Genomic DNA, 24,607 nt, shown 5'->3' with positions numbered 1-24,607 from the left:
GATCTGATGTCGCAAATTGCCGAAGATGTCCGGGAAAAGGCTGGGACTCAGACCCAGTCAGGCGCGGGTGAGCAACCACTGCTCCAGGTGCAGGACCTGGCTCGCTACTTCGACGTTTCGCCGCCTTGGCTCAATCGCGTTCTGGAGAACGAGCCCCGCTCGATCCTGAAGGCGGTTGATGGCGTCTCCTTCGATATTCCACGCGGCAAGACTTTCAGTCTGGTCGGCGAATCCGGCTGCGGCAAGTCGACGGTGGCGCGCTTGGTGGTCGGGCTCTATCAGCCGACCCGCGGGACCGTACATTTCGAAGGCGTCGACCTGGCTTCGCTAAAAACCCGCAAGCAGCAGGCGCCGGTCCGCAAGCGCTTCCAGATGATCTTTCAGGATCCTTTCGCCAGCCTCAATCCGCGCTGGCGGGTCGCCGACATCATCGCGGAGCCGATCCGTGCGCATGGCATCATGAGCGATGACGGTCAGATCCGGCGGCGGGTCGGCGAGCTTCTGGAACAGGTTCGTCTCTCCGCCCGTGACGGCGAGAAGTTTCCGCACGAGTTCTCCGGCGGGCAACGCCAGCGCATCTCCATTGCGCGCGCGCTGGCGTCCAACCCGGAATTCCTGGTTTGCGACGAGCCGACCTCGGCGCTCGACGTCTCCGTACAGGCGCAGATCCTCAATCTGATGAAGGAGCTCCAGAAGGATCTGGGGCTGACCTATCTCTTCATCAGCCACGACTTGGCGGTGGTCTATCACATCTCCGACTACGTCGGGGTCATGTACCTGGGCCGTTTGGTCGAGTGGGGCGAGGCACATCGCGTCTTCTTCAATCCACAGCATCCCTACACGCGCATGCTGTTGGACGCGATCCCCGACTTGGAGATGACCGGACGGCAACGGATTCCTGTGGCTGGCGAGGTTCCCAGCCCGATCCACCCGCCGAGCGGCTGTCACTTCCATCCGCGCTGCCCTTTCGCGGAGGACCGCTGTCGCAGCGAAACACCGAAGACGCTCGACTTCGCAGCCGGCGGCCAGGTGCGCTGCCATGCGGCCGAGGAAGGCCGGCTGCCGCCGCCGGACGAGAGTGGCGCTCTGCACGCCCATCGTGACGAGACCTAGGGGCATGGGGCGCGAGCCGACAGCCCTGACGCCGGGCCGACTGCTCCGCCGCTGCGGTCTCCTTCTCGCCTTCCTTGCCCTAAGCGCCTTGCCGGCCGGCACGCCTCGCGCGGCGGGTGGGGCGGGGACCTTGACCATCGGCGTGACCCAGTTCCCTTCGACGCTGCATCCCAACATCGATTCGATGCTGGCCAAGAGCTACCTGCAGGGCATGACCCTGCGTCCGCTCACCCACTACGATCACGATTGGGAGGTGGTCTGCTTCCTCTGTACCGAGGTTCCGAGCCTGGAAGCGGGATCTGCGGTTCTGGAGACGACGCCGGACGGCGGCGAGGGGATCGCAGTCACTTACAGCATCCATCCCGAGGCGACCTGGGGCGACGGCACTCCGGTCACGACCGAGGACGTGCTCTTTACCTGGGACGTCGGCCGGCATCCGCAGTCCGGTGTCAGTAACTTCGAGCTTTACCGGCGCATCCTCGACATCACGGTGATCGACGACAAGACCTTCACCTTCCATGCCGACCGCGTCACCTTCGAATACGGCTCCTCCGCCGATTTTCGGGTGCTGCCTGCGCACATTGAGCGGCCGATTTTCGAGTCGGACCCGGCAAGCTATCGTACGCGCACGGCCTTCGACAGCGATCCGACCAATCCCGGCTTGGCTTTTGGGCCCTATAAGGTCGTCTCGATGACTCCAGGGGCCGAGGTCGCGCTGGAGCCGAACGAGACGTGGTTCGGCGCACCGCCGGCTTTCGATCGCATCGTCGTGCGGGTGATCGAGAACACGCCGGCGCTGGAGGCGAACCTGCTGTCCGGCGCCATCGACATGGTTCCCGGCGCGATGGGTCTGACCGTCGACCAGGCCTTGGCCTTCGAACAGCGCCACGGCGACGACTGGAACGTGCTTTTCAAGCCGGGTCTGGTGTACGAGCACATCGATCTGATGCTCGACAACCCGATCCTGGCCGACCGGCGTGTTCGTCAGGCCCTGCTGCATGGCATCGACCGCGACGCCATCAGCGAGCGGCTCTTCGCGGGCCGCAATCCCGTGGCCGACGGCAATGTCAGCCCGCTCGACTGGGTCTATAGCGAAGCTGTCCCGACCTACGCCTTCGATCCTGCGCGGGCCGGCGACTTGCTCGAAGAGGCGGGCTGGACTCGTGAGGGCGGCAGCGGCGTTCGGCGCAACGCGGCGGGCGAACCCTTGCGCCTGGAAATCATGACCACGGCCGGCGATCGCACGCGCGAACTGGTACAGCAGGTGATCCAGAGCCAGCTGCAGGACATCGGTGTCGAGCTGACCATTCGCAATGAGCCGGCGCGGGTGTTCTTCGGTCAGACCGTGAGCCAGCGGCGCTTTAGCGGCCTGGCCATGTTCGCCTGGTTCTCAAGCCCCGAGAATGTGCCGCGGACCACGCTGCATTGCGAGCAGATCCCGACGGAGGAGAACAGCTGGGGCGGTCAGAACTATCCCGGCTACTGCACGCCCGAAATGGATGCGTTGATCGACCGGATCGAGGTGGAGCTCGACCGTGAGGCGCGGGCGGAACTCTGGGCCGAGCTGCAGCGGCTTTATGCCACCGATCTGCCGGCTCTGCCGCTCTATTGGCGTGCTCAACCTTATGTCCTGCCGCCTTGGCTGGAGGGGCTGCGTCCGACCGGTCACATGGGCCCCACCACCTTGTGGGTCGAGGAGTGGCGCCGCGCCGAGTGAGCTTGGGTTTTCAGCCGCGACGTCGGGACCGCTCCCGGTCTCACTCACGCCTCGCGGACCCCTTCCGCTCTATCGGTCGAGCGGGAAGACCGGCCTCGGAACGTTTTGGTAGGGCAAGGCAGCCAGATTGGGCGTGCAGAGCGCGCCGCTGTCGCAGACGATCACGCGGGCGGCGATCGGTTCGAAGGCGGCGCGAAAATGCTGCATCGACTTCAACGCCACCGTGGCCTTGGCAAGAGGGTCGATCCCAAAGGCCCGGAACTGCTCGAGATCCAGCATCTGAGACCCATTGGTCACGATGAGAATCTCGATTCCCGCAACGGACAGCACGGCTGTCGGCCCCCAACTCCGCTTCAGACCACGGAGAATCGGCCCGCTGCCCACATAGTTGCCGTCGCTGAGGAGCCTGAGCGTTCCGGTGACCGTGAGAGGAGGGCCGCCATAGCGCGGGTCGGTTCTGCCGCCGAGCGCGATGGTGACCGTCTCGCCTGGCTTTCGGCCGGCCAGGTCGCGCACCGCCTGGCCATCTACCATTGGCCCGAAACAGGCATTCTCGGCACCTGCCTCCAGGAGAGCTGAGAGAAGCAGGGTGGCATCGCCATAGGCGCCGCCACCGGGATTGTCCGAATAGTCGGCAAGAACGACGGGACCGCCGTCGCCGTCATGGGCGCGGCATTCGGCGGCAGCTTCGTCCACGCTTAGAAAGTTGCTCAGAACCTCGCCGCGTCGGGTCCAGATGTCGTCGGCGATCTCCTCGGCCAGTCGCTTATGCGGTGCGGCATCGCCCTGATAGGTTACCAGAACGGTAGGTCCGACCTCGGCAACATCGGCATTGCCGAAGCCGGCATTGATGCTGACGGCGAAGGCGTCGGGATGGGTTTCGTGGGCGCGTGCGCGCTCTAGCCGTTCGATCATCGGGCCGCGATCGGTTCGCCCGCCGTTCACTTCCTCGAGCATCGGGCGATGGACGCGCAGAGTCCGGGGTGAAATCTCGCCAGCCATCGCCGAGTGTAGAATCTCGCCGGCCTGAGTTGCGATGTCCCGCATGTCGACATGCGGATAGGTTTTGTACGACAGGACGATCTCCGCCAGTTTGCACATCCGACGTGTCACATTGGCGTGAGGATCGAGAGTGATTGCTATCGGTATCTCTGACCCGACGATCTCACGGAGCCGAGCCAGAATATCGCCTTCCGCATCCTCGCTCTCCTCCGACACCATCGCGCCGTGCAGTGCTAGAAGAATACCATCGAACGGCTGCGCGCGGGCGAGCTCCAGCAGCGGCTCGGTGATCTTGACCAGCGCACGGCGCGTGACGCGCCCGGCCGGAGGCGCAGAGGTACTGACGGCATGCATCACACGCCAATGGCGGGTGCGTGCCACGTCGAGAAAGCCCGCGAGTTCGGTATTGGCATCCCCGCGCTGGGAAATTGCCTCATCGCCCAGCAGATAGTAGCGGTCCGCGAAGGCGGTAGAATCCGTCGGACGAACTGAAAAAGTGTTGGTCTCATGCGATATCTCGGCCGTGAGCACACGGAAGGACATGGGTCTGCTCAGTCGATCGGATGATGGCAGGAAATCTGGTGTCCACCGCCGATGTCGGTCAAAGGCGGCCGATGGTTTCGGCAGAGGTCGGTCGCCGCCGGGCAGCGTGGAGCAAAGGCGCAGCCCGGGATGACAGCGAAGGGGCTGGGAATTTCCCCGCTAAGCATGGTGATCACCTTGCGTCGTGCCGGGTCAGGCTCGAAGTTGCTGTCGAGCAGAGCACGCGCGTAGTGATGCCGCGGTATCGCTGTCGCTCCTGGCAAAATCTCCATGACCCGGCCGAGATACATGACGACGACTCGGTCGCAGAAGTACCGGACCAGGCTCAGATCATGGCTGATAAAGAGATAGGTGAGACCGAGATTTTCCTTCAGCGCCTCGAGCAAGTCGATGATCTGTGCCTGGATCGAGACGTCTAGCGAGGCCGTCGGTTCGTCGAGTACGAGGAACGATGGCCGGAGCGCCAGTGCCCGGGCGATCCCCACCCGTTGCTTCTGCCCGCCCGACAATTGATGCGGAAAGCTTGCGACCATGCGCGGGCTGAGACCGACCATGGAGATCAGTTCCTCGACGGCCCGATCCGCCTCGGCGGCACTCTGCTGGACGCCCTGTACCTGAAACGGTTCCAGTAGCGCGCGGCGAATGCTGTAGCGCGGATCGATGGCGGAGTAGGGGTCCTGAAACACCATTTGCATCCGCCGCCGCAGCTTGCGCATTGCTGCCGGTGACTGGGTGGCGATGTCGATGCCGTCGAACGTGATCGTACCGCTGGTCGCATCGATCAGACGCAGCACCAGTCTGGCCAGGGTGGACTTGCCGCACCCGGACTCTCCGACCACGCCCGTGACCTGCCCGCGCGGCACCTCGAGCGAGACATCGTTCACCGCCCGCATGGTCCGCCGAGGCTTCATCAATCCGCCTCCGGAGGAGAACTCGCGCACCAGCCTGTCGATGGTTACGAGACTGTCGGTGGTTGCGAGACTATCGGCGGCAGTTTCCATCGGATCAAGCCTCGCTCAGGTGGCAGGCGGCAAGACCTGATGTCTTCCGTTCCAGCGGTGGAACCGCCGTGCGGCAAAGGTCTTCTGCCAGTAGGCAACGCGGGTTGAAGCGGCAGCCCGCCGGATAGTCGAGAATGCTTGGAACGGCACCGTGGATGCCCTTGAGACTGCCGGACGCCTGTCCTTGCCGAGGAATGCAGCCGATCAGCTCGCGGGTATAGGGGTGTTTGGGATCGGTGAAGATCGCATCGACCGTATTCGTCTCGGCGACACGGCCGGCGTAGAGCACGACAACCCGGTCGCAAGCCTGCGCCACGACACCCATGTCGTGGGTGATCAACAGCAGCGCCAGCCCTCGGTCGCGCACCAGTTCGACCATGATCTGGATGATCTGGGCTTGAATGGTCACGTCGAGCGCGGTTGTCGGCTCATCGGCGATAATCAGATCGGGTCCGGCGGCCAGCGCCATGGCTATGACAATTCTTTGCTTCATGCCGCCCGAAAGCTGATGGGGATAGGCGCCATGAATCGCCTCCGGCTCCGGGATCCGCAACTGGCTGATCAGATCGATGCTGCGCGCTTTCGCTGCTGGGGCATCGAGACCCAGATGGAGTGTGGACACCTGGTCGATCTGCGCCCCGATTCGGATGATGGGGTCGAGCGAGGTCATCGGGTTCTGGCTGATCAGAGCGATACGGCGGCCGCGCAGACGCCGAAGGTCGGCTTCGCGCAGGCCGACGAGTTGGGTTCCGTCGAAGACGATCGACCCCTTGACGATCGTGCCACCTATACGGGGCAAGAGCCCCATGACGGACATTGCCGTCAAGGACTTCCCGGAGCCGGACTCCCCGACGAGACCCAGGATTTCGCCTTTGTCGATATCGAAGGATACGCCCTCGATCGGGTCGAGTTCGCCAATGGAGACCGAAACTTCGTGCACTGAGAGTAGCGGCATCTCAATTGCTCCTAAGCCGGCTCCGGATATCCATCGCTTCAATCAGCGCATCGCCGAAGAGGTTGATTGCTATCACGGTGATGGCGATGGCCAAGCCGGGGAAGATGATGATCCAGGGCGCGATGAAGATCTGCGCCGTTCCACTCGACATCATCGCGCCCCAGCTTGGAGTTGGTGGTTGCGCACCCAGACCGAAGAAGCCGAGCGTGGCTTCGAGGATGATGGCGTCACCGGTCGCCAGCATGCCGGCCACGATGACCGGTGTCAGCGCGTTCGGCAGAAGGTGGCGGAAGATGATGTGTGCATGACCGGCTCCCAGACTGGCGGTTGCCTCGACATAGGTCTCGTTCTTCAGCGCCATGATCTGCGCACGCGTGAGTCGGGTGAACTGCGCCAAGTAGGCGATGCTGATGGCAACCATCGTGCTTTGCAGGCCGGGACCGATGATGGCGATCAGGATCAATGCGATCAAAATCTCGGGAAACGACCAGGTCAGGTCCACCACGGCCGTCACCGCCCGGTCGAACGCACCGCCGAAGTATCCGGCCAACGAGCCGAGAGTCATGCCCACGACGACGGAAATGCCAATCGAACTGACCGCTACGGTCAGTGACGTACGCGCACCGTAGACGATGCGCGAGAGCAGATCTCGGCCGAATTCGTCCGTCCCCATCCAGTTCGCCCAATTCGGCCCGCTGTTGGAGCCCGGCAGGTTCTGGATGTCGTAGGCGTAGGGCGCGATCAGCGGCGCAAAGAGCGCACAGGCGATCACCAGCAGCAAGACCGAGGCGGAAACGGCCCCGCGCGGAGAACGAAGCGCCGTCGCGACGGCGGTCAATCCAGCCATGTCACTTGATCCTTTCACGGACGCGCGGATCCATTGCCGCTTGCATCACGTCGCCCAGCAGCGTGCCGAGCATCACGGCGATGGCGAGCATCAGAAGAGCGCCCTGCACCACCGGATAGTCGCGCTGATTGAGCGAGGTGATCAGGAGAGAGCCGAGTCCCGGTCGGGCAAAAACGAATTCAACCGTCACGGCGCCACCCAGAATCCAACCGATCCGCAGACTGAGGATGGTGACGACGGGCATGAGCGCGTGACGCAGCACGTGGCGCAGCTCAATCCGCCAAGGGGGTACGCCCTTGGCATGGAGCATCATCACGAAGTCTTGGCGGGCCGTCTCCATCATCGCGACCCGCGTGACGCGCGCCACCAACGCCACGCCGCCAAGCCCGATCGTGAGGACCGGCAACACCAGCGCATCCCAACTTCGTGCGCCTGAAACCGGGAACCAGCCGAGCTGGACGGCGAACAGCATGATCAGCAGGAGACCCAACCAGAAGCCGGGTACGGTAGAGCCGAGCAGGATCACGGTCATCGTGGTCCGGTCGATCCAGCTATTCTTGTAGATCGCCGCCAAGGCACCCGCCGCAATCCCCACGACGGTCGAGAACAACAGCGCCAGCCCGCCGAGGGCCAGGGAATGCGGCAGATTTTGCGCGATCAGGTCGGCGACCGGACGACGCAGGATGATCGCTTCGCCGAGATCGCCGCTCAGCGCCTTGCCGAGCCAGATTCCGTATTGCTGATAAAGCGGCTTGTCGAGTCCGTACTTCGCCGCCAGGGCGGCCTTCTGCTCCGCGGTCGAGTTGATCTGTACCAGATTGTCGATCGGGTCCCCAGGCACCAGGTGCACGATCATGAAGATCACGAGCGACACGGCGAGGAAGACCGGAATGAGCAGCAGAAGCCGCCTGAGGAAGAAGCTGATCATTCCGGTTCCCGCCTTGCGGTTGCCAAGAGTCGAGGTGTGTTACTGGACCGCGATATCGACCACTGTCTGACTTTGTAGCCGTGTGCCACGCACGCTTTCCGGCAGGCTCAGGGTGTCCTTGTTGTAGGCATAGATCTGAACCGGCTGGTAGATCGGTGCGAAGACGAACTGCGACAGTACGTATTCATGATAGGCCGTGAAGTTCGCGACCCTTTCTTCCCAGGTGCGCGATTGCTTCATGGCCGCTTCGTTCAGGGCTTCCGCTTTGGGATCGTTCCACATGGAAACGTTGGGATAGCCCAGCCGACTGGCGCTGAAGAACCAGTCGATGATGTCGGCATTTGCCCAGGAATAGGAGCGAACGGCGAGCTGATGCTCGGCCCCCTTGCGGTACTGATCGTTGATCGTCGCGCTGTCGAAGACGGTGATGTCGGCGCCGATTCCAACGGCTTTCAACTGGGCCTGTACCACTTCGGTCACCCGCTTGAACTCCGTACCGTTCTGGGTCCAGAGGGCGACCTGAAGCTTTTCTCCGTCCTTCTCGCGGATGCCGCCGGAACCGAGCGTCCAGCCCGCTTCATCGAGCAGTTCGTTCGAGCGGTCCGGGTCGTAGGAGATCTTGAGATCGGGATCGACCTTCGCCGACAGCAGCGAGTCGATCAGGAACGTGTTGGCGACCGAGCCGACTCCGCCAAAGAGATTGTCGAGAATCTCCTGCTGATTGATCGATAGTGCCGTTGCCTCGCGGACCTTGATGTCGGTGAAAGGAGCGACGGTCGTATTCATGGGAATGTAAAAGAGACCGGTGCCGGGCAAGGTGCCGACCTCAACCGTTTCTTCGGCTTCGAGCTGCGGCAGGAAGTCGGTGGGAACGCTGAGGAGCATGTCGACACCGCCGGTTCTCAGTTCCAGAAACGCTGTTGAGTCCTCGGCGATTTCGCGGATGGTCAGGGTCTTTATCTTGGCCGGCCCCTGGTTTTCCGAAAGAGCGGACGCCCAGGCATAGTCTTCGTTGGCGACCAGGACCGTTTCCTGGCCGACGGTGAAGTCTTCGAGTTTGTAGGGGCCCGAGCCGACCGCGCCCGTAACGCCGAAATCGTCACCCATGGCCTCGAACGCTTTTGGCGAGGGGATGCCCATGAAACCGGTCGACATGTTGGACAGGAGATTGGGATCCGGGTTCTTCATCACGAAACGGACGGTCAGATCGTCGATCACTTCGATCCGTTCGATCGCCTCCGTCATGAAGGCGTTTTCGGTGCCGGCGAATTGCGGGATCCACCAGACGATCGTCTCGGCATTGAAAGGTTCGCCATCATGGAAGGTCACGCCTGGACGCAGCTTGAAGGTCCAGGACATGCCGTCGGGCGTCGATTCCCATTCAGTGGCAAGCTGACCGTGAAAGCTCTGGTCCGCGTCTTGGATCACCATCCGATCGAAGATCAAGGTGATGGCGTCGTTCACCTTCGTACTGTTGATCGGGTCGTAGCTTGGTGTGCCAACGTTGGCGGCTGACATGACGAAAGTGGCTTCCTGCCCATGGACAGCGGACGGAAGCGCGACGAGGCCGGTCGAAACCAGCATCGAGCCTGCAAGCAGGAGTGATTGGGTCGTGAAGCGCATGACAAAGATCCCTGTTCGATTGTTATCTTTTGTGAGTGCGTATCAGTCTGTGAGTCTCCCCGGTTTTCGCGGTGGGTCGCCGACGTATCCGGTGAAGTCGCTATAGAGCCGGGCAATCTTCTCCATCCTTGCTTCGACCTTCGGGCCGAGCTCCATGAAGACCCCGTTGACCAGGAGATTTGCGAGGCTGGCCATCTGCGCAGCGGAGTCCCAGAACTGATTGAACTCCGTCGGCACCACGAACATTTCGTCGACCAGATCGCGGCCCCAGTCGCAGAAGGGATCGGTGACGAGGGTGGTCGGAATACCGGCTTGCTTGGTCTCGATGGCCAATTGCTCGGCCAGCCGCGAGTAGCGGCGCGCCTCGAAGATCACGAGGCACGACTGATCAGGATCGGAAGCCAGAATTTCGGCGAAGTTGCCGCCGGCAAGATCGAGAAGCCGTACGCCATCGCGCAGATATTGCAATTGATTGACGAAGATCTGTGCCATTCCGCGTTCGGTCTGAAACCCGGCGGCGTGGACGATCGGGCGGATCGCGAGACGTTTGACGACGCGCTCCCACTCGGGAGTGCGCGCAAGTTCATAGATCGCGACTAGCGCAGCGATCTCCAGCTCCAATCCCCGCGCGAGCTGATCTTCACCTGCCTTGGTCCGGTCGCGCAGGTCACGCAGGCGATCGCTGATCAGCCAGGGCTTCTCGCCGATGTCCTGCTTCAGATGCTCCTTCAGGTCCTTGAAGCTCTTGTAGCCGAGGGTACGGCAGAAGCGGCCCACGGTGGGCTCGCTCACTTCGACTTTGGCGGCGAGACTGGCAGCCGTCTCAAAGGGCAGGTTTGCGAGCTGCGAAAGCATGAAGTTGGCAATCGCCTTGTCGGCTTTCGACGCCGTCCCGAGGCGTTCCAGCAGTCGCTCGCGAACCGATGCGCCCATCCGGCAGCTTCCTTCCTGAGGTTGCTTTAGAAATGTTATAAATATTACATTTAGTCAAGAAAGTTTATATTTATTGCTTGCCCGCACACTTCGCTATTTGATGACCGCACCAGTCGAACGCCGACGGCACTCCCTGAGTCCGATCCCACCGCATTGAAAAATCGACACTTTGGGTGAAGGGTTGACTGACGGCAGCGGTTAGCACTGCGAAAGGCAACCGCCATATGATTTACGACTATGCGGTTCTCGGTGCTGGCATGGCGGGCGCGGCCGTCGCTTTCGAGTTGGCCGCGAGCGGCACGGTCGTGCTGATCGAGGCCGAGGCGCAGCCCGGCTATCACAGCACCGGACGCTCCGCGGCACTCTTCACCCCAAACTACGGTAATGAGACGGTGCGGGGTATCAACCGCATCAGTCAGCCATTCTTCAAACGTCCGCCGGCGGGTTTCACGGATCATCCCTTATTGAGCCGGCGCGGTGCGCTCACCGTGGCTGGCCCGGGCGAGGAAGCGGCTTTGGAGGCCGTGCTCGCCTTCTCCTCTTCCAGCCAGCCGGTCGAGCGGGTCACACCTGCGGAAGCGTGCCGGATGGCGCCGCTGCTTCGCCCCGATCTGGTCGCCGCCGCTGTGTTCGAGCCGGGTGTGACCGACATCGACGTCGCCGCCTTGCATCAAGGGTATCTGCGTGGCTTCAAGGCACGCGGCGGTACGTTGGTCTGTCATGCGCGGGCACGGGCTCTGTCCTGGCAAAACGGGTATTGGCGCGTAACCGCAGGCAGTTCCGTCACGAGCGGCGCAGTCCTCGTCAACGCCGCCGGGGCCTGGGCGGACGAGATCGGTAGTCTCGCGGGTGCAACTCCTATCGGCTTGGTTCCGAAGCGGCGGACCGCAATCGTCGTCGATGCACCGCCGGGCATGGATGTGAGAGATATGCCAGCTGTCGATGCGGCTGGGTCTCAGGCCTATCTGAAACCGGAAGCGGGGCGGATCATGGCTTCGCTTGGAGATGAGACTCCTGTCACGCCGCAAGACGTACAGCCGGAGGAACTGGACGTCGCTTTGATCGCCGACTGGCTCGAGCGCTGCACTCTGGTCAAGCTGAACCGCATAGAACACAGTTGGGCCGGCCTTAGGTCCTTCGTCACCGACGGTGTCCCGGCGATAGGTTTCGACGCCGGCTTGCCGTCCTTCTTCTGGTTGGCCGGCTTGGGCGGCTACGGGATCATGATGTCGCCCGCGCTTGGACGCGCCGCCGCAACATTGATGCTCACTGGGCGATTGCCGCAGGATTTCGGAGAGTCCGGACTCACGGAGGCCACCCTTTCCCCCGCTCGTTTTGGAGGTATCGCCGTACCCTCCGTGTGAGGCGCGGCTGGCGCCGATGAAGCGCGCCGGTGATTGCGTCGACAGGGCGACTGAAGATCCGAAGTCAGCCGATTTGCATCAATGAAAATCCCGGCTTTGCTGGAGCTTCAACCGTTTCGGTTTGCGCTGTTCCGGGATCGGATGTTTGACCTCGTCGACGCTGGTGATGGCGCGTTGAAAGATAACTCCGGTCGGGTCCGTGCCGGTTTCGGCACTGCCCTGGCTGCCGGCTGCCGGCATCAGCGTGGCGATCAAGTTGCGCGGTCGTACCTCCAGGGTCGCCAGCCGCTCCGTCTGATCCACCAGGGTTTCGGCGACCAGGTGGATCACCTTGCCGGTCCGTTGCACCTTCCCGGTCACGCCGAGCAGCGAGGCTTTGAGCACCGTTGCGCGAAAGCGCTGGAAGACATCCGGCCAGACCACCAGGTTGGCGATGCCGGTTTCGTCCTCCAGGGTGATGAAGATCACGCCCTTGGCGCTGCCGGGGCGCTGCCGCACCAGCACCAGGCCGGCGACCGAGAGACGCTGTCCGTCGGCGGCCTGGTGCAGTGCCGCCGTGTTGCCATAGCCTTCCGCCGTCAGTTCGTCGCGCAGGAAGACCAGAGGATGCGCTTTCAGGGAGAGCCGCAGACTGGCGTAGTCCTGGACGACGTGCTCGCTCTCGCTCAGCTTCGGCAGGCGAACCTCGGGATCCGGTCCGCGCTCCTCTTCGTTCATGGCGGCGAAGAGCGGAAGCGGATCGGCCTTGGGCAACCCTTTGACCGCCCAAAGCGCTTCGCGCCGGTCGAGGCCCATGGAGCGGAAGGCGTCGGCGCGGGCCAGCGCTTCCAAGGCCCTCGCGCCGACCTCGCCCTTGCGCCAGAGACTCAGTGGATCCGGGTAGCCGTTGCCGCGGCGCGCGACCAGGCGCTCGGCCTCGGCGGGGGACAGGCCCTTGATCTGCCGCAGGCCCAACCGCAAGGCCATGCCCGGGCCGGCACGCGCCGGCTCCAGCGTGCAGTCCCAGTCGGAGGCATTGACGTCGGGTTCCAGCACTTCGACCCCGTGGTCGCGTGCATCCCGGACGATCTGCGCCGGCGCATAGAAACCCATCGGCTGGCTGTTCAGCAGTGCGCAGGCGAAGACCGCCGGGTAGTGGCACTTCATCCAGGCCGAGACGTAGACCAGCTGGGCGAAGCTGGCGGCATGGCTTTCCGGGAAGCCGTAGGTGCCGAACCCCTCGATCTGCTTGAAGCAGCGTTCCGCGAAGCCGCGGTCGTAGCCGTTCTTGGTCATGCCGTCGATCAGCTTGCCGCGAAACTCGTGGATGATGCCGAGCTTGCGGAAGGTTGCCATGGCACGACGGAGCCGATCGGCTTCGCTCGGCGTGAAGCCCGCCGCGACGATGGCGATCTTCATCGCCTGCTCCTGGAACAAGGGGACACCCAGGGTTCGTTCCAGCACCTCCGCCAGCTCCTGCGACGGAAACTCGACAGGTTCTTCGCCTTTGCGCCGCCGTAGATAGGGATGAACCATGTCGCCCTGGATCGGGCCGGGTCGCACGATCGCAACCTGGATCACCAGGTCGTAGAAAATCTTGGGCCGCAGCCGCGGCAGCATGTTCATCTGCGCGCGCGACTCCACCTGGAACACGCCCAAAGAATCCGCATCGCTGAGCATGTCATAGACCGCCGGATCGTCCTGCGGCACTTCGGCGAGATCCAGCATCCGGCCATAGTGGCGCTGCAGCAGGGCGAAACCCTTGCGCAGGCACGTCAGCATGCCGAGCGCCAGCACATCGACCTTGAGCAGGCCAAGAGATTCCAGGTCGTCCTTGTCCCACTCGATGACCGTCCGGTCCGCCATCGCCGCGTTCTCGATCGGCACCACCTCGTCGAGCGGGCCGCGCGTCATGACGAAGCCGCCGACATGCTGGGAGAGATGTCGGGGAAAGCCGATCAGCTCGCGGGTGAGTTCGAGGACCAGGGCCAGCCGAGGCGACTCCGGGTCGAGGCCCAGTTCGCGCACCTGAGCTTCTTCCACCCCCTCGCTCGACCAGCCCCAGATCGAGCCGGCGAGTGCGGTCACGGTGTCCTCCGACAGGCCGAGCGCCTTGCCGACCTCACGTACGGCGCCGCGGCTGCGATAGCAGATCACCGTTGCCGCCAGGCCGGCACGGTCGCGCCCGTACTTCGCGTAGACGTACTGGATCACCTCCTCGCGCCGTTCATGCTCGAAATCGACGTCGATGTCGGGCGGCTCGCCGCGCTCGGCGGAGACGAAGCGTTCGAACAGAAGCTCGATCTTCGCCGGGTCGACGGAGGTGATGCCGAGGCAGTAGCAGACGGCCGAGTTGGCTGCCGAGCCGCGGCCTTGGCAGAGAATCTTTTGGCTGCGTGCGAAGCGCACCAGATCGTAGACGGTCAGGAAGTAGGCGGCGTAGTTCAGCCCTGCGATCAGGTTCAACTCGTAGGTTACGGCAGTGCGGACCTTTTGCGGAAGGCCCTGCGGATAGCGCTCCGCCGCGCCTTCCCAGGTGAGATGCTCCAGTTCCTGCTGCGGCGTGCGGCCCCGCTGGCCTTTTTCGATTGGGTACTCGTAAGTCAGTTCGTCCAGCTTGAAGCGGCACTTGCCGGCGATCTCGAGTGTGCGCGACAGGGCCTCGGGCCAAGCAGAGAAAAGCCGCGCCATGTCTTCGGCGGACTTCAGGTGGCGCTCCGCGTTCGCCTCCAGTCTCCAGCCGGCGGTATCGATCGTCACGCCTTCGCGGATGCAGGTGAGGGTGTCCAGCAGGGGCTTGCGTGCAGGGTGATGCAGCAGCACTTCGCCCACCGCGACCAGTGGTGCGGCGCAGCGCGCGGCGATCTCCGCCAGCCGGGTGAGACGGCGCGCGTCGTCGCCGCGATGGCGCCAGCTTGCACCCAGATAGACGTCGCCGGGCGCGGCCCGAACCAACGCGCCAAGGTGAGCTTCGAAGACGGCGTCAGGCCTGTCGGGCGACAGCAGGATGGCGACCTGGTCCGGAAGGAACGCGACGATTTCCGCGAAGCTCAGATCGCACTCGCCCTTGGCGGCGCGGCGTTTGCCGAGGGTCAGCAGCTTGCAGAGGCGTCCGTAAGCAGGGCGATCTTTGGGATAGCAGATCACCTCCGGGCCGTCGCGCGGCACCAGGCGCGATCCCACCAGCAACGGTAGCTCCGCTTCCTCGGCCGCCGTATGGGCGCGTACCACCCCGGCCAGGGAGTTGCGGTCGGCGATGCCGAGCGCCGCCAGTCCCAACGCCTTGGCCGCGGTTACCAGTTCCTCGGGATGCGAGCCGGCCCGTAGAAAGGAGAAGTTGGTCGCCGCAACCAGCTCGGCATAGGCAGGGTGCGCCACTCGCCGCATTACGCTCCCGAGACTCTGGTTGCGACGTTTGGGTAAAGAGGCGGAAGCCGATTGCTGTGCCACGGGTCCGCCGCGGTCTCTTCGGTCGTCTGCCTCACGCGAAGAGACCGTGCAGGAACCAGCGGCTGTCTTCGCGGTAGAGCCAGTAACGGCGGCCGTCTTCGTCTTCGACGCGGAAGTAGTCGCGCTCCGCTGCACCGGCATCCTGCGGCAGCCACCATTCCCGGCTGAGGCGTTCTGGACCTTCGGCCCGCGCGACACGGTGCAGCAGGCGCCGCCAACGGAACTGGGCCGGCGGTGCGTCTGGCCAGGCGGCAATCGCTTCGATCGGCTCCGGCCGTGTCAGCAACCGGGTCGGTCTGGGGGGGCGTTCCGGCCAGCCGCCAGAGCGCCGAGACTCACTTGAGCGCTGTGCGGAGGAATCGGAAAGGCGGTTTCGGAGGTTCGGTCGGTGGGGCAGGGCAGGGCTGGGGGCGACGCAGCGCTCCGGCAGGTGGCTTTCGCGCGGAGCCAGGCGGTGCACCCGCTCGAAACCGAAGCGACCGCCCAGGCGGTCCACCAAGCGACCGAGGTCGTGCCGGGCAGCGGCCCTGGTGGAGGCTGGACTCTTCGCATCGCTCTGCGTCCGGCTGGCGTCCAGCGTCATCTGTAGAGCGGTCAGCGGCTCCAGAGTTTCGGCGGCCAGGACCAGTGCCTCGACACCGTACCCCGGATCGAGAGCCTCCAGCTTGCCGGCGAAAAGACGTTTGAGATGAGCCGTATCTCGCAGGGGTCGGGCGGTGCCGACGGTCAGGCGGGCGAGGCTGCCGTCGACCCGATAGGCGGTCAGCCCGAAACGACGGCCGCCCGACTGATCCTTCTCCAGTTTTGCACAGAGCCGACCGAGCAGAGTCTCGACCGCACGGGCGACGTCCTCGGCTGTGCCGACCGGCTCTCCGAAGTTCAGACGCTCGATCTGCGGCGGCACCGGCGTTTTGGGCGAGATCGGCTCGTCCAGCGTGCCGAGCGCTTGACGCAGGCGGCGCGCCACTTCCGGTCCCACGCGCGGTTCCAAAGCGGCTGGGGGCAGGTCGAGAAGATCGCCGATCCGCGAGAGACCGAGCCGGCGCAGCAGTTCCGCTTCTGCGGCCGGAAGACGCAAGGCCGCGACCGGTAGCGAAACCAAGACCTGGGTCTGTTCGCCGGGCGCGATGCGGCGGACCGGCCGCGCCGCTTCGGTGGCGTAGCGGGCGACGGCCCAGGCTGCGCCCGCTGTGTCGGCCAATCCAATGCGTCCTGTCAGGCCGAAGCGCGCAAGCCGCGCCACCAGCTCTGCCGACAAGGTCTCCTCGCCGTCGAAGAGGTGGGCGCAACCGGTGATGTCGAGCCAAAGCCCGGCAGCCCCACACGGCTCGCTCGCGGATGTCAGCGCGACCCAAGGGCTGTAGCGGCTACACCAATCGGTCAGCTTGTCGAGCGCGGCGCGGTCGGCCTCTGGATCGAGTGCTTCGCTCCGCAGTATCGGACAGAGCGCACGGGCCTCTGCCAGGGTCTGACCCGGTGCCGCTCCCGTTTGGGCCGCGGCGCTGTCGACCGCAGCCAAAAGAATGCGCGGGCCATCGCGCAGGGTCAGGACGAAGGGCTGTGTCGGCTCGCTGTTTCGTTCAGGCGCCGTAGCCAAACGTTGCCGTCGTTGAATCGCAAAGCTCGGCAGCCAAAGCGAAATCACTCGTCGCATGGTCCCACTCCACTTCGAAGACGGCGGGCTGCCCGCCGCGGCAGCGCAGCAGCTCGACGCGCCAGACCGGGTTGCCGACCAGACCCTTCGGCAGGCTTGGATCGCCAGCCCGTGCTTCGACCCGCCAGCGGGTCAGGGCGGGGCTGGCCGCGGTGGCGCGGCGCGGCGCCAAACGCTGGCGTTGCAGCAGCAGGCAAGGACGCTGGATCATCTCGGCAGCCAATTGCAGGCGACGTGCGGCCGTTGCATCAAGCTCGCTGACTTCGCCGACCACGGCGGCCAGATCGGGGCAGCGCAATCCTTCCTCGAGAGCCCAGAGCGTTTCCCCATCGCCGCCCGTACGCGTCAGCAAAAGCCGTTCGGCGGCGACACCGAAATCGCTCAGCGTCGGGGCGTAGAGATCGGCCTGCCGGGTCGCCCAGAGGATCGCTCCGTCGCGCCGGGCGGTCAGCCGACCGAGCAAGACCAGTGCGAAGCCCAAGGCGGCGCCCTCGTCCCATTCCCTGCGGGCAGGCAGGATCTCGTGCAGTCCGGTCGTCGCCAGCCCACCGCCCGGCAGCCGCTCGTCCAAGGCTGCCACGCCGAGAGGCGCCACCCTGTGCGATGGTCCGGTGTTTCCCCGCTCCAGAACCCGGATCCGGTGGCGTAGTTTCTCCAGACGATGGCGGCGGCCTGCCAGACCGTGGCTTGTCTGGCTTTGGTCTGCCTGGCCATGATCTGTTTGATCTTGCACAGGGCGGCTTTTAGGATCGAGAGTCGCGACGGTCATGATCCGCAGTCCGTCAGAGGGTGGGCGTTGCACGGCAGATGTTCTTGTAGTGTTCTTGTTGCCTTTTTGTTCTATTCCGATCCCCGCGCCAGGTCAAGCCCGCACCGCGGTCAATTGGGCGAGATCTCCGCAAGATCTGGACAAGCGCAGGTCTGCACGGCAGCTTGCCGGTCATGACCGATCTTACCAGCGACCTCCAAAATCTTCCTCTCGACCCTATCGAAACCAATGGATTTGCCGATCTTGTCGGTTACCGCCTGATCTATTGGAGCGAGACGGAGGCACAGGTTCAGTTGACGCTCGACGGTCGGCATATGAACCGCAGCGGCGTAATGCATGGCGGAGCGCTGACCACATTGATCGATACGGCCAGCGGCTACAGCGGCTGCTATTGTCCAACGCCGGGGCGCGTGCGCCGCGCCTTGACCCTGCAGCTCACCTGCCAGTTCATTGCGCCGGGCCTGGAAGGCCGAATCGTAACCGCCACCGGCCGTAAGACCGGAGGAGGACGCAGCCTGTTCTTCTCCAGCTGCGAGGTGCGGGACGAGGCCGGCAAGCTGATTGGTCAGGGCGATGGAGTCTTCAAGTACCGCCGCGGTTCGGAAGGTCCCGACGGCGAGCCGGCTTAGGAAGGTGTTTGAAAGGGGTCGTCGGGACGCTTCTCCAGCACTCCCCGTGACTCGTCACTTCCCGCGAAAAACCGGTTTGCGCTTCTCCAGGAAAGCCTCGACGCCCTCGCGGTAGTCGGCACTGTCGCAGACCGCGAAGGCGCTGGCATATTCCGCTTCGCTCAAGGGCTGCGGGTCGAGTGCGCGGGCCGCGTGCAGCTTGTGCGCCCGGGCGGCCAGAGGTGCCGCGGCGGCGAGGCGTTTGGTCGTTGCCGCGACCTCCGCTTCGAAAGCCTCTGGGGTCACCACCCGATTGACCAAGCCTTTCACGTAAGCTTCCTCAGCCTCGAAGATTCGGCCTTCCAGCAGCAGCTCCAACGCGACGGCGCGGCTGGAGAGCTGAACCAGCGGAATCATACCCTCCCAGGGCAACACATGGCCCAGGCGGGCGATCGGGATGCCGAAACGGCTGCCCTCGGCGCAGAGGCGCAGGTCGCAGCAGAGCGCCAGTTCCAGCCCGCCGCCGACGCAAGCGCCTTCGATCGCCGCCAGAGTGCTGTGGGGCGAGTGCATAAGCCCTTCCAGCGCAGCATGCATGTTATCGGCGTAGCTGCGGGCCGAGGCAGCGTCGTGGCGTCGTTCCTCGAATTCGGAGATGTCGGCGCCGGCCGCAAAGGCTTCGCCGCCCGCGCCGCGCACCACGATGCAGCGCAGGTCGGTATCCGCATTCAGCGCCGTCACTGTTGCGCCCAAGCGTGTCCAGGCGGCGTGGTTCAGCGCGTTGCGGCGTTCCGGGCGATTCAGGATGATCGTGGCGACCGGTCCCTCGCGTCGCAGCAGCAGTGAGTCGTCGGCCGCGCCCTCGGGGGTTGGCCGGGCTGGCCCGGTTGCTGTGTCGGTGACGAGAGTCTCGGCCTGGGACATCCGGGTCTGCTCCTTCATTCGGCTTGCCACACGCCGATGTGCAATGCGACATGGGCGCGGGGTTTCTTCGAAAGCTGGATGGAGCATACACCGGATGCCGCGTAACGGAAGCCGGCGGGCAGGCACGACCGTCATCCTCGAGGAGCGTCCGGCCGCCGCTGTAACGCCGCTCGGTCTGGCTCTGCCTGGCGGCGGTGCCTACGGCGCCTTTGCCTGGGGCGTGCTGGATCGCCTGTTGGAAGAGGAAAGCCTCAGCTTCCCCAGAGTCAGCGGTGCCAGCGCCGGGGCGGTCAATGCGGTCGCCTTGGCTCAAGGCTTCGCCGAGGGCGGCCGTGCCGGTGCCCGCGGCAAGCTGGCCGAGGTTTGGGAGCGTACGGCGGCGCTAGCGGCATTCTCGCCCCTGCAGCCGAGCCCCATCGACCGCCTGTTGCGGCCGGGTGGCCTCGACTTTTCGCCTGGCTACCGTTGGATGGACACCCTCAGCCGACTGTTTTCGCCCTATCAGTTCAAGGCTTTCGATCTCAATCCCCTGCGCGAGGTGCTGCGCCAGACCATCGATTTTGCGATCGTTCGGGACTGCGCCGAAGTGCAGGTACACATCGCTGCCACCAACGTGCGCCGCGGGCGGATTCGGGTCTTCGGACCACGTCAGATCACCCTGGACGCCGTGATCGCTTCGACTTGCCTGCCGTTCCTCAACAAGGCGGTCGAAATCGAGGGGGAGCCCTATTGGGATGGCGCCTATCTGGCCAACCCTCCTTTGCGCCCCTTGCTCGCGGACGAGACGGCACCGGACGATCTGCTGCTGGTCGAACTGGACGGGCTCGAGCAGCCGGGTACGCTGACCAGTCCGCAAGAGATCTTCGACCGTCTCAACAGCTTGTCGGGGGCGGGCGGCCTGCTGGCCGAGCTGGAATGGCTGGCCGCCACCCATCCCGAGGTGCGCCTGCACGGCATCGCCGAGCCCCAGGTGCTCGGCCAATTGAGCGCCTCCAGCCGGCTCAACGCCGACTGGCGCTTTCTGACCTACCTGCGCGATCTTGGCCGCGACGCCGCCGAAGGTTGGCTCGCTGGCCCGCGCAGCTTGGTTGGACAGGCCAGCAGCTACAGGGCTCCGTCGCGCTATCTCTGAGGACTCGATTTGGTTCCGCGCCGCGCTAACCTAGGCCGCGTCGGGATTCCAGTCGTCGCCCATCAGGTATCGGGGACCCGAGCCTCGGCGGCCGGCGCGGTCGAGTGGATTGTACAGGGCGCATTTCCGCAAGGACAGGCAGCCGCAACCGATGCAACCGTCGAGGTTGTCGCGCAGTCGAGTCAGAGCATCGATCCGTTCGTCCAGTTCCTGGCGGAACGAGCGGCTGATCCGCGCCCAATCCTTGGCCGTCGGCGTGCGCCCCTCCGGCAAGCGGTTGAGTTGCCGGTGGATCTGGTCGATCGAGAAGCCGAGCTGTTGGGCGATCAGCACGAACGACAGCCGCCGCACGTCCGCCCGGAGAAACCGCCGCTGTCCGCCGGCGTTGCGCATCGGTGTCACCAGTCCCCTTGTCTCGTAGAACCGAATCGCCGACACCGACAGACCGGTCCGGCGGGCCAGATCGCCGATCGATAGCCGGTCATCCGCCCGCATTTCCGCCTCCATGACACGTCCGCAAAATTCCTTGATCTCAAGTTAAGTTGAGGAATTATCGTTCGCAAATCAAGAGCTGAGTTGACTTCAACCGGAGGAACGGACCGATGCAGAACGCCACCCTGGAACACGTCAACGTCACCGTCAGCGACCCGCAGAAAACCGCGGAGATGGTCTGCCGGTTCTTCGACTGGAAGATCCGCTGGCAGGGTCCTTCGACCATGGGCGGCCAGACAATTCATGTCGGCACCGACGACGCCTACCTCGCCGTTTATGCCAACGGCCGGCCTCCGGAGACCATCGCCTCCAGCTACCACGCCAAAGGCGGCCTCAACCATATCGGCGTCGTCGTCGCCAACCTGGATGCAGTCGAGGGGCGGGTAAAGCAGGCCGGCTACGCGACCTATGGCTATGACGACTACGACCCCGGCCGCCGGTTCTATTTCCGCGACGCCGACGGCATCGAATTCGAAGTCGTCAGCTACGCGCCGAAGACCGAGCGCTGATGACGGGCGCCTCCGCCGCGCCCGCGACGCCTGGCGGCGACGTTGATCGCATGCCTCTCTGCGCTCAGCGCCAACTCCTCGGGTGCTGCGTCTCAAGGCTTGGGCGAGTCGATGCGACGGAACCCGGTTCTATAAGACCGAAGGAACTATTCGACCGTCATCACGCTTGCGGCCATCGCCCTTCGGCGGCGGTAACCCAGGTACGTTGCCGGTCTTCTAGGAGCTATCGCCGAGGCGGCCGCATGGCCTTGGCGCACGCCTCAGTCTGGCACTTGTTCTACTGCGCGTCGGAGCCGCCCCGTATCACCTCTTCGTCTTGGGCGACGGTCTTTTGAGACGATCGTGGTTCGTTCGTTGCAAAAGGCGTGAGTGAGCCGGGAGTCTCTAAATTTCCTTAGCCGCGGGTCCTTCAAGACCTCCGCCGCAGACGTTTGCTGTCGGCCACGGCGCGGGCAAGCCGTGCGGTGGCCGCCTCGGGATCATCGCTGCCGGTAATGGCCGAGACCACGGCCACACCCTGTGCGCCGGCGGCGATGACCTCGGGTGCCCGGTCGATCGTAATGCCGCCGATGCCGACCAGCGGTAATGCGGTTACGGCGCGCACGGCGGCGACGCCTGCCGGTCCGATCGGCGCGGCTGCGTTCGCTTTGGTCGTGGTGGCGTAAACCGGCCCCACACCCAAGTGATCGACTGCTTCCACCGGGGCGGCCATCGCTTCCTCGGGACGGCGTACGGAAAGGCCGAGGAAGGGGCGGTGACCGACCCGCGCGCGGACTTCGAGGGCCGGCTGGTCGCCCTGGCCGACGTGCAGCCCGACCTTGCCCTCGGCAGCGCCCAGAACGACGGCCTCCTCGACCCGGTCGTTGATCATCAGCGGAACGCCGGCCTTCTCGAGCAGCGGCAGAAGGCTTCGGGCCAGCTCCAGATAGTCGTGCGCCGGCAATTCTTTCTCACGCAACTGAACCAGGGTGGCGCCGCCGGCCAGGGCGCGAGCGACGACCTCCTCCAAACCGTGACGGCGGCAGTCGCTGCGGCCCAGCACCAGGTAGACCGAGAGGTCGAGGGTCTGGCGCGCGCTCATCCGAGCCTCGCGGCTCGGTCGAGGTCGCCGCCGTCGAGCAGATAGAGCTCGTCGAGAAGATTGACGCGCAAGCTACCCGGGCCGCGCGAGCGCGCTGCGGCGCGCTCCGCCGCGACGCCGTAGATCGCCAGGGCATGCAGCGCCGCCGCCAGGGGCTCTGGCTCGACGGCCAGGCAGGCACCGGTCAGAGCTGTCAAGGCGCAGCCGCTGGCGGTGATCCTCGTCATCATTTCGTGGCTGTTGGCGCAGGTGGCCTGGCGGGTGCCGTCGCTGACGTGATCCAGGGCTCCGGTCACCACCACCACGGCCCCGCAGCTTTGCGCCAGACGCTGCGACGCCTCGACCGCCGACTCCGACCCCACGGTCGAATCGACGCCCTTGCCTTCCGCCCCGCTGAGGCCCGCAAGTGTCATGATCTCCGACGCGTTGCCGCGCACCACCGTCGGCTTACAGGCCAGCAGGCGTGCGGCGTTGCCGCGTCTGAAGCCGGTTGCGCCGACCGCGACGGGGTCCAGCACCCAGGGCCGCCCCGCGGCGGCGGCTGCCTTGGCGGCAGCTTCGGCGGACTCGACCCAATGGGCTTCCATGGTTCCCAGATTGACGGTCAGGGCACCGGCAAGGGCTGCGAACTCTGCCGCCTCCTGGGGCGCATGTACCATGGCCGGCGACGCGCCGACCGCTAGCAGAGTGTTGGCTGCCAGGTCCATGGCGACGAAATTGGTGATGTTCTGGACCAGAGGCCTTTGCTCGCGCAGGGCATGCAGGGTTTTGGACGGTTGGTCGAGGGTGGCGGCGAGGGTCATGGAGATCTCCTCTCGATGGGTCAAAGCGGGGTTCAGGCGTCGATCTGGGCGCTCAGCAGCGCATGCCGTCCGACCCGTCCCCAGTGTAGAAAGAGGGTCTTGGCCGCGGAGTAGGAGTCTCGGATGCGTCGGTCGAGCGCGCTTGTTTCCGCCAGCTCCGCCAGCACGGCTTCGCTTTCCAGGCGCGCGGCCCGCAGCACCTCGGTCGGCCAAGGGTGCAGAGTGACGGTGCCCTCTTCTTCGAACTGTGCGAGCGCTGCGGCGTTGCGCCATTCGGCTTCGGCTGGGCCTCGTCGGTTTTCCACTTCGCAGCAGGCCGTGACGAGCTGCTGCAGATCGCTGGGCAGGTCGGCATAGGCCTTTGCCGAGATCAGGGCTTCGGCACTGCCGTTCGGTTCATGCCAGCCGGGCCAGAGATAGAAGGTCGCCGCCCGCTGAAGGCCGAGCGCGCGGTCCTGCCAGGGTCCCAGGAACTCGGCGCCGTCGATTGCACCTGTCGAAAGCGCGCCGAAGATTTCGCCCGGCGGCAGGGTCACGGGCGCGGCACCCAGCCGGCGCAGCACTTCGCCGCCCAGCCCCGGCATGCGCAGCCGTAGGCCTTTCATGTCTTCCAGTTTCTCGATCCGCCGCCGATACCAGCCTCCCATCTGGATGCCGGAGTTGCCGGCGGCGAAGGGCTTCACACCGAAGGTTCCGTAAAGCTCGTCCCAGAGCGCCTGGCCGCCACCGGCTGTCAGCCAGGCGTCGTGTCCCTCCGGCATCAGTCCGAAGGGCACCGCCGTGAAATAGGGCGCGGAGGGCATCTTTCCGGACCAGAAGAGGGCTGCCGAGTGCCCCATCTCGACTGTGCCTGCGGAGACCGCGTCGAAGACTTCCAGGGCCGGTACCAGCTCGCCGGCCGCATGCAGCTCCACCGTCAGACGGCCACTCGACAGTGCGGTGATCCGTTCGGCCAGGCGGGCGGCTGTGGTGCCGGGTCCGGGTGCGTTCCTCGGCCAAGATGTGGCCAGGCGCCAAATCCGGCGCTCCCTTGCGATCGCTGGGGCAGACAAGCTGGCGGCGGCTGTGGCGCCGGTTGCAAAGGCGAGAAAGCGGCGGCGGTTTGCGACGTGCATCTCGGTTCCTCCCCCAGCGCGGGAAAGCGAAGCCGTCGAATGCTCGGGACCTCTGGCGACCCGCT

21 protein-coding genes are annotated in these 24,607 nt (G+C 64.8%); 6 read left to right on the top strand and 15 right to left on the bottom strand.

All coding sequences use genetic code 11. From position 1 onward, the window contains the following. Window positions 1–6: 6 nt before the first annotated feature. Both DBZ32_RS07245 and DBZ32_RS07240 read left to right on the top strand, forming a co-directional pair. Complete coding sequence (locus DBZ32_RS07245; RefSeq protein WP_119166479.1) at window positions 7–1,113, top strand: ABC transporter ATP-binding protein; 1,107 nt, start codon at window positions 7–9, stop codon at window positions 1,111–1,113. Window positions 1,114–1,117: 4 nt separating this feature from the next. Continuing rightward, window positions 1,118–2,830, top strand: a complete 1,713-nt coding sequence (locus tag DBZ32_RS07240) for a peptide ABC transporter substrate-binding protein (protein ID WP_119166478.1) — start codon at window positions 1,118–1,120, stop codon at window positions 2,828–2,830. 69 nt (window positions 2,831–2,899) lie between these two features. On the opposite strand, the gene DBZ32_RS07235 is transcribed toward DBZ32_RS07240, so the two are convergent. Genes DBZ32_RS07235 through DBZ32_RS07205 form a run of 7 tightly spaced genes read right to left on the bottom strand, consistent with a single transcriptional unit; the run spans window position 2,900 to window position 10,662 of the window. Continuing rightward, window positions 2,900–4,375 (bottom strand): M81 family metallopeptidase, encoded by a 1,476-nt coding sequence (locus DBZ32_RS07235; protein ID WP_119166477.1) that lies wholly within the window; start codon window positions 4,373–4,375, stop codon window positions 2,900–2,902. An 8-nt stretch (window positions 4,376–4,383) separates the two neighbouring features. Next, complete coding sequence (locus DBZ32_RS07230) at window positions 4,384–5,376, bottom strand: ABC transporter ATP-binding protein (RefSeq protein WP_119166476.1); 993 nt, start codon at window positions 5,374–5,376, stop codon at window positions 4,384–4,386. Between the two features lie 4 nt (window positions 5,377–5,380). After that, the gene (locus tag DBZ32_RS07225) at window positions 5,381–6,331 is read right to left on the bottom strand and encodes an ABC transporter ATP-binding protein (protein WP_119166475.1); all 951 of its coding nucleotides are present in this window, start codon (window positions 6,329–6,331) and stop codon (window positions 5,381–5,383) included. Window position 6,332: 1 nt separating this feature from the next. Beyond that, on the bottom strand, window positions 6,333–7,178 hold the full coding sequence (locus DBZ32_RS07220) for an ABC transporter permease (RefSeq protein ID WP_119166474.1): 846 nt from the start codon (window positions 7,176–7,178) through the stop codon (window positions 6,333–6,335). Window position 7,179: 1 nt separating this feature from the next. Next, complete coding sequence (locus DBZ32_RS07215; protein WP_119166473.1) at window positions 7,180–8,106, bottom strand: ABC transporter permease; 927 nt, start codon at window positions 8,104–8,106, stop codon at window positions 7,180–7,182. 39 nt (window positions 8,107–8,145) lie between these two features. Beyond that, entirely contained in the window at window positions 8,146–9,729 is a 1,584-nt protein-coding gene (locus DBZ32_RS07210) for an ABC transporter substrate-binding protein (protein ID WP_119166472.1), read from the bottom strand. A 42-nt stretch (window positions 9,730–9,771) separates the two neighbouring features. After that, the gene (locus tag DBZ32_RS07205) at window positions 9,772–10,662 is read right to left on the bottom strand and encodes a MurR/RpiR family transcriptional regulator (protein ID WP_119166471.1); all 891 of its coding nucleotides are present in this window, start codon (window positions 10,660–10,662) and stop codon (window positions 9,772–9,774) included. Window positions 10,663–10,886: 224 nt separating this feature from the next. Here DBZ32_RS07205 and DBZ32_RS07200 point away from each other — a divergent pair, with 224 nt between their 5' ends. Next, window positions 10,887–12,026 carry an NAD(P)/FAD-dependent oxidoreductase gene (locus DBZ32_RS07200; protein WP_119166470.1) on the top strand — a complete coding sequence of 380 codons (1,140 nt, stop codon included), beginning with the start codon at window positions 10,887–10,889 and terminating at the stop codon, window positions 12,024–12,026. 78 nt (window positions 12,027–12,104) lie between these two features. On the opposite strand, the gene DBZ32_RS07195 is transcribed toward DBZ32_RS07200, so the two are convergent. From DBZ32_RS07195 to DBZ32_RS22030, 3 genes are all read right to left on the bottom strand, one after another. Continuing rightward, entirely contained in the window at window positions 12,105–15,392 is a 3,288-nt protein-coding gene (locus DBZ32_RS07195; protein ID WP_119166469.1) for an error-prone DNA polymerase, read from the bottom strand. Window positions 15,393–15,486: 94 nt separating this feature from the next. Beyond that, entirely contained in the window at window positions 15,487–17,109 is a 1,623-nt protein-coding gene (locus DBZ32_RS07190; protein WP_119166468.1) for a Y-family DNA polymerase, read from the bottom strand. Next, the gene (locus DBZ32_RS22030; RefSeq protein ID WP_162906617.1) at window positions 17,036–17,689 is read right to left on the bottom strand and encodes an ImuA family protein; all 654 of its coding nucleotides are present in this window, start codon (window positions 17,687–17,689) and stop codon (window positions 17,036–17,038) included. Before DBZ32_RS22030 ends, DBZ32_RS07190 begins: the two co-directional genes overlap by 74 nt. 362 nt (window positions 17,690–18,051) lie before the next feature. Here DBZ32_RS22030 and DBZ32_RS07180 point away from each other — a divergent pair, with 362 nt between their 5' ends. After that, window positions 18,052–18,507, top strand: a complete 456-nt coding sequence (locus DBZ32_RS07180; protein ID WP_119166466.1) for a PaaI family thioesterase — start codon at window positions 18,052–18,054, stop codon at window positions 18,505–18,507. A 54-nt stretch (window positions 18,508–18,561) separates the two neighbouring features. Here DBZ32_RS07180 and DBZ32_RS07175 read toward each other — a convergent pair whose 3' ends face one another. Then, window positions 18,562–19,410: an enoyl-CoA hydratase-related protein gene (locus tag DBZ32_RS07175; protein ID WP_119166989.1), complete on the bottom strand. Its 849-nt coding sequence runs from the start codon at window positions 19,408–19,410 to the stop codon at window positions 18,562–18,564. 94 nt (window positions 19,411–19,504) lie between these two features. Between DBZ32_RS07175 and DBZ32_RS07170 the strand changes: the two genes are divergently transcribed. Next, on the top strand, window positions 19,505–20,542 hold the full coding sequence (locus tag DBZ32_RS07170; RefSeq protein ID WP_162906616.1) for a patatin-like phospholipase family protein: 1,038 nt from the start codon (window positions 19,505–19,507) through the stop codon (window positions 20,540–20,542). A gap of 30 nt (window positions 20,543–20,572) precedes the next feature. Here the strand turns inward: DBZ32_RS07170 and soxR are convergent, their stop codons facing one another. Beyond that, window positions 20,573–21,037, bottom strand: a complete 465-nt coding sequence (soxR, locus tag DBZ32_RS07165; protein WP_119166988.1) for a redox-sensitive transcriptional activator SoxR — start codon at window positions 21,035–21,037, stop codon at window positions 20,573–20,575. A 107-nt stretch (window positions 21,038–21,144) separates the two neighbouring features. On the opposite strand from soxR, the gene DBZ32_RS07160 reads away from it, so the two are divergent. Beyond that, entirely contained in the window at window positions 21,145–21,543 is a 399-nt protein-coding gene (locus tag DBZ32_RS07160) for a VOC family protein (RefSeq protein WP_119166464.1), read from the top strand. Between the two features lie 409 nt (window positions 21,544–21,952). Here the strand turns inward: DBZ32_RS07160 and thiE are convergent, their stop codons facing one another. The 3 genes from thiE to DBZ32_RS07145 are packed head-to-tail and all read right to left on the bottom strand — an operon-like array spanning window position 21,953 to window position 24,542. Next, window positions 21,953–22,624: a thiamine phosphate synthase gene (thiE, locus tag DBZ32_RS07155; protein WP_119166463.1), complete on the bottom strand. Its 672-nt coding sequence runs from the start codon at window positions 22,622–22,624 to the stop codon at window positions 21,953–21,955. Continuing rightward, the gene (gene thiM / locus DBZ32_RS07150) at window positions 22,621–23,427 is read right to left on the bottom strand and encodes a hydroxyethylthiazole kinase (protein WP_119166462.1); all 807 of its coding nucleotides are present in this window, start codon (window positions 23,425–23,427) and stop codon (window positions 22,621–22,623) included. The genes thiE and thiM overlap by 4 nt, the downstream gene beginning before the upstream one ends. Window positions 23,428–23,459: 32 nt before the next feature. Continuing rightward, window positions 23,460–24,542 carry a TRAP transporter substrate-binding protein gene (locus DBZ32_RS07145; protein ID WP_119166461.1) on the bottom strand — a complete coding sequence of 361 codons (1,083 nt, stop codon included), beginning with the start codon at window positions 24,540–24,542 and terminating at the stop codon, window positions 23,460–23,462. Between the last annotated feature and the right edge of the window lie 65 nt (window positions 24,543–24,607).

It is taken from the genome of Algihabitans albus (assembly GCF_003572205.1).
Lineage (GTDB): Bacteria > Pseudomonadota > Alphaproteobacteria > Kiloniellales > DSM-21159 > Algihabitans > Algihabitans albus.
The sequence above is the reverse complement of the archived record's forward strand: the minus strand, read 5'-3'. Positions and strand labels throughout refer to the sequence as shown.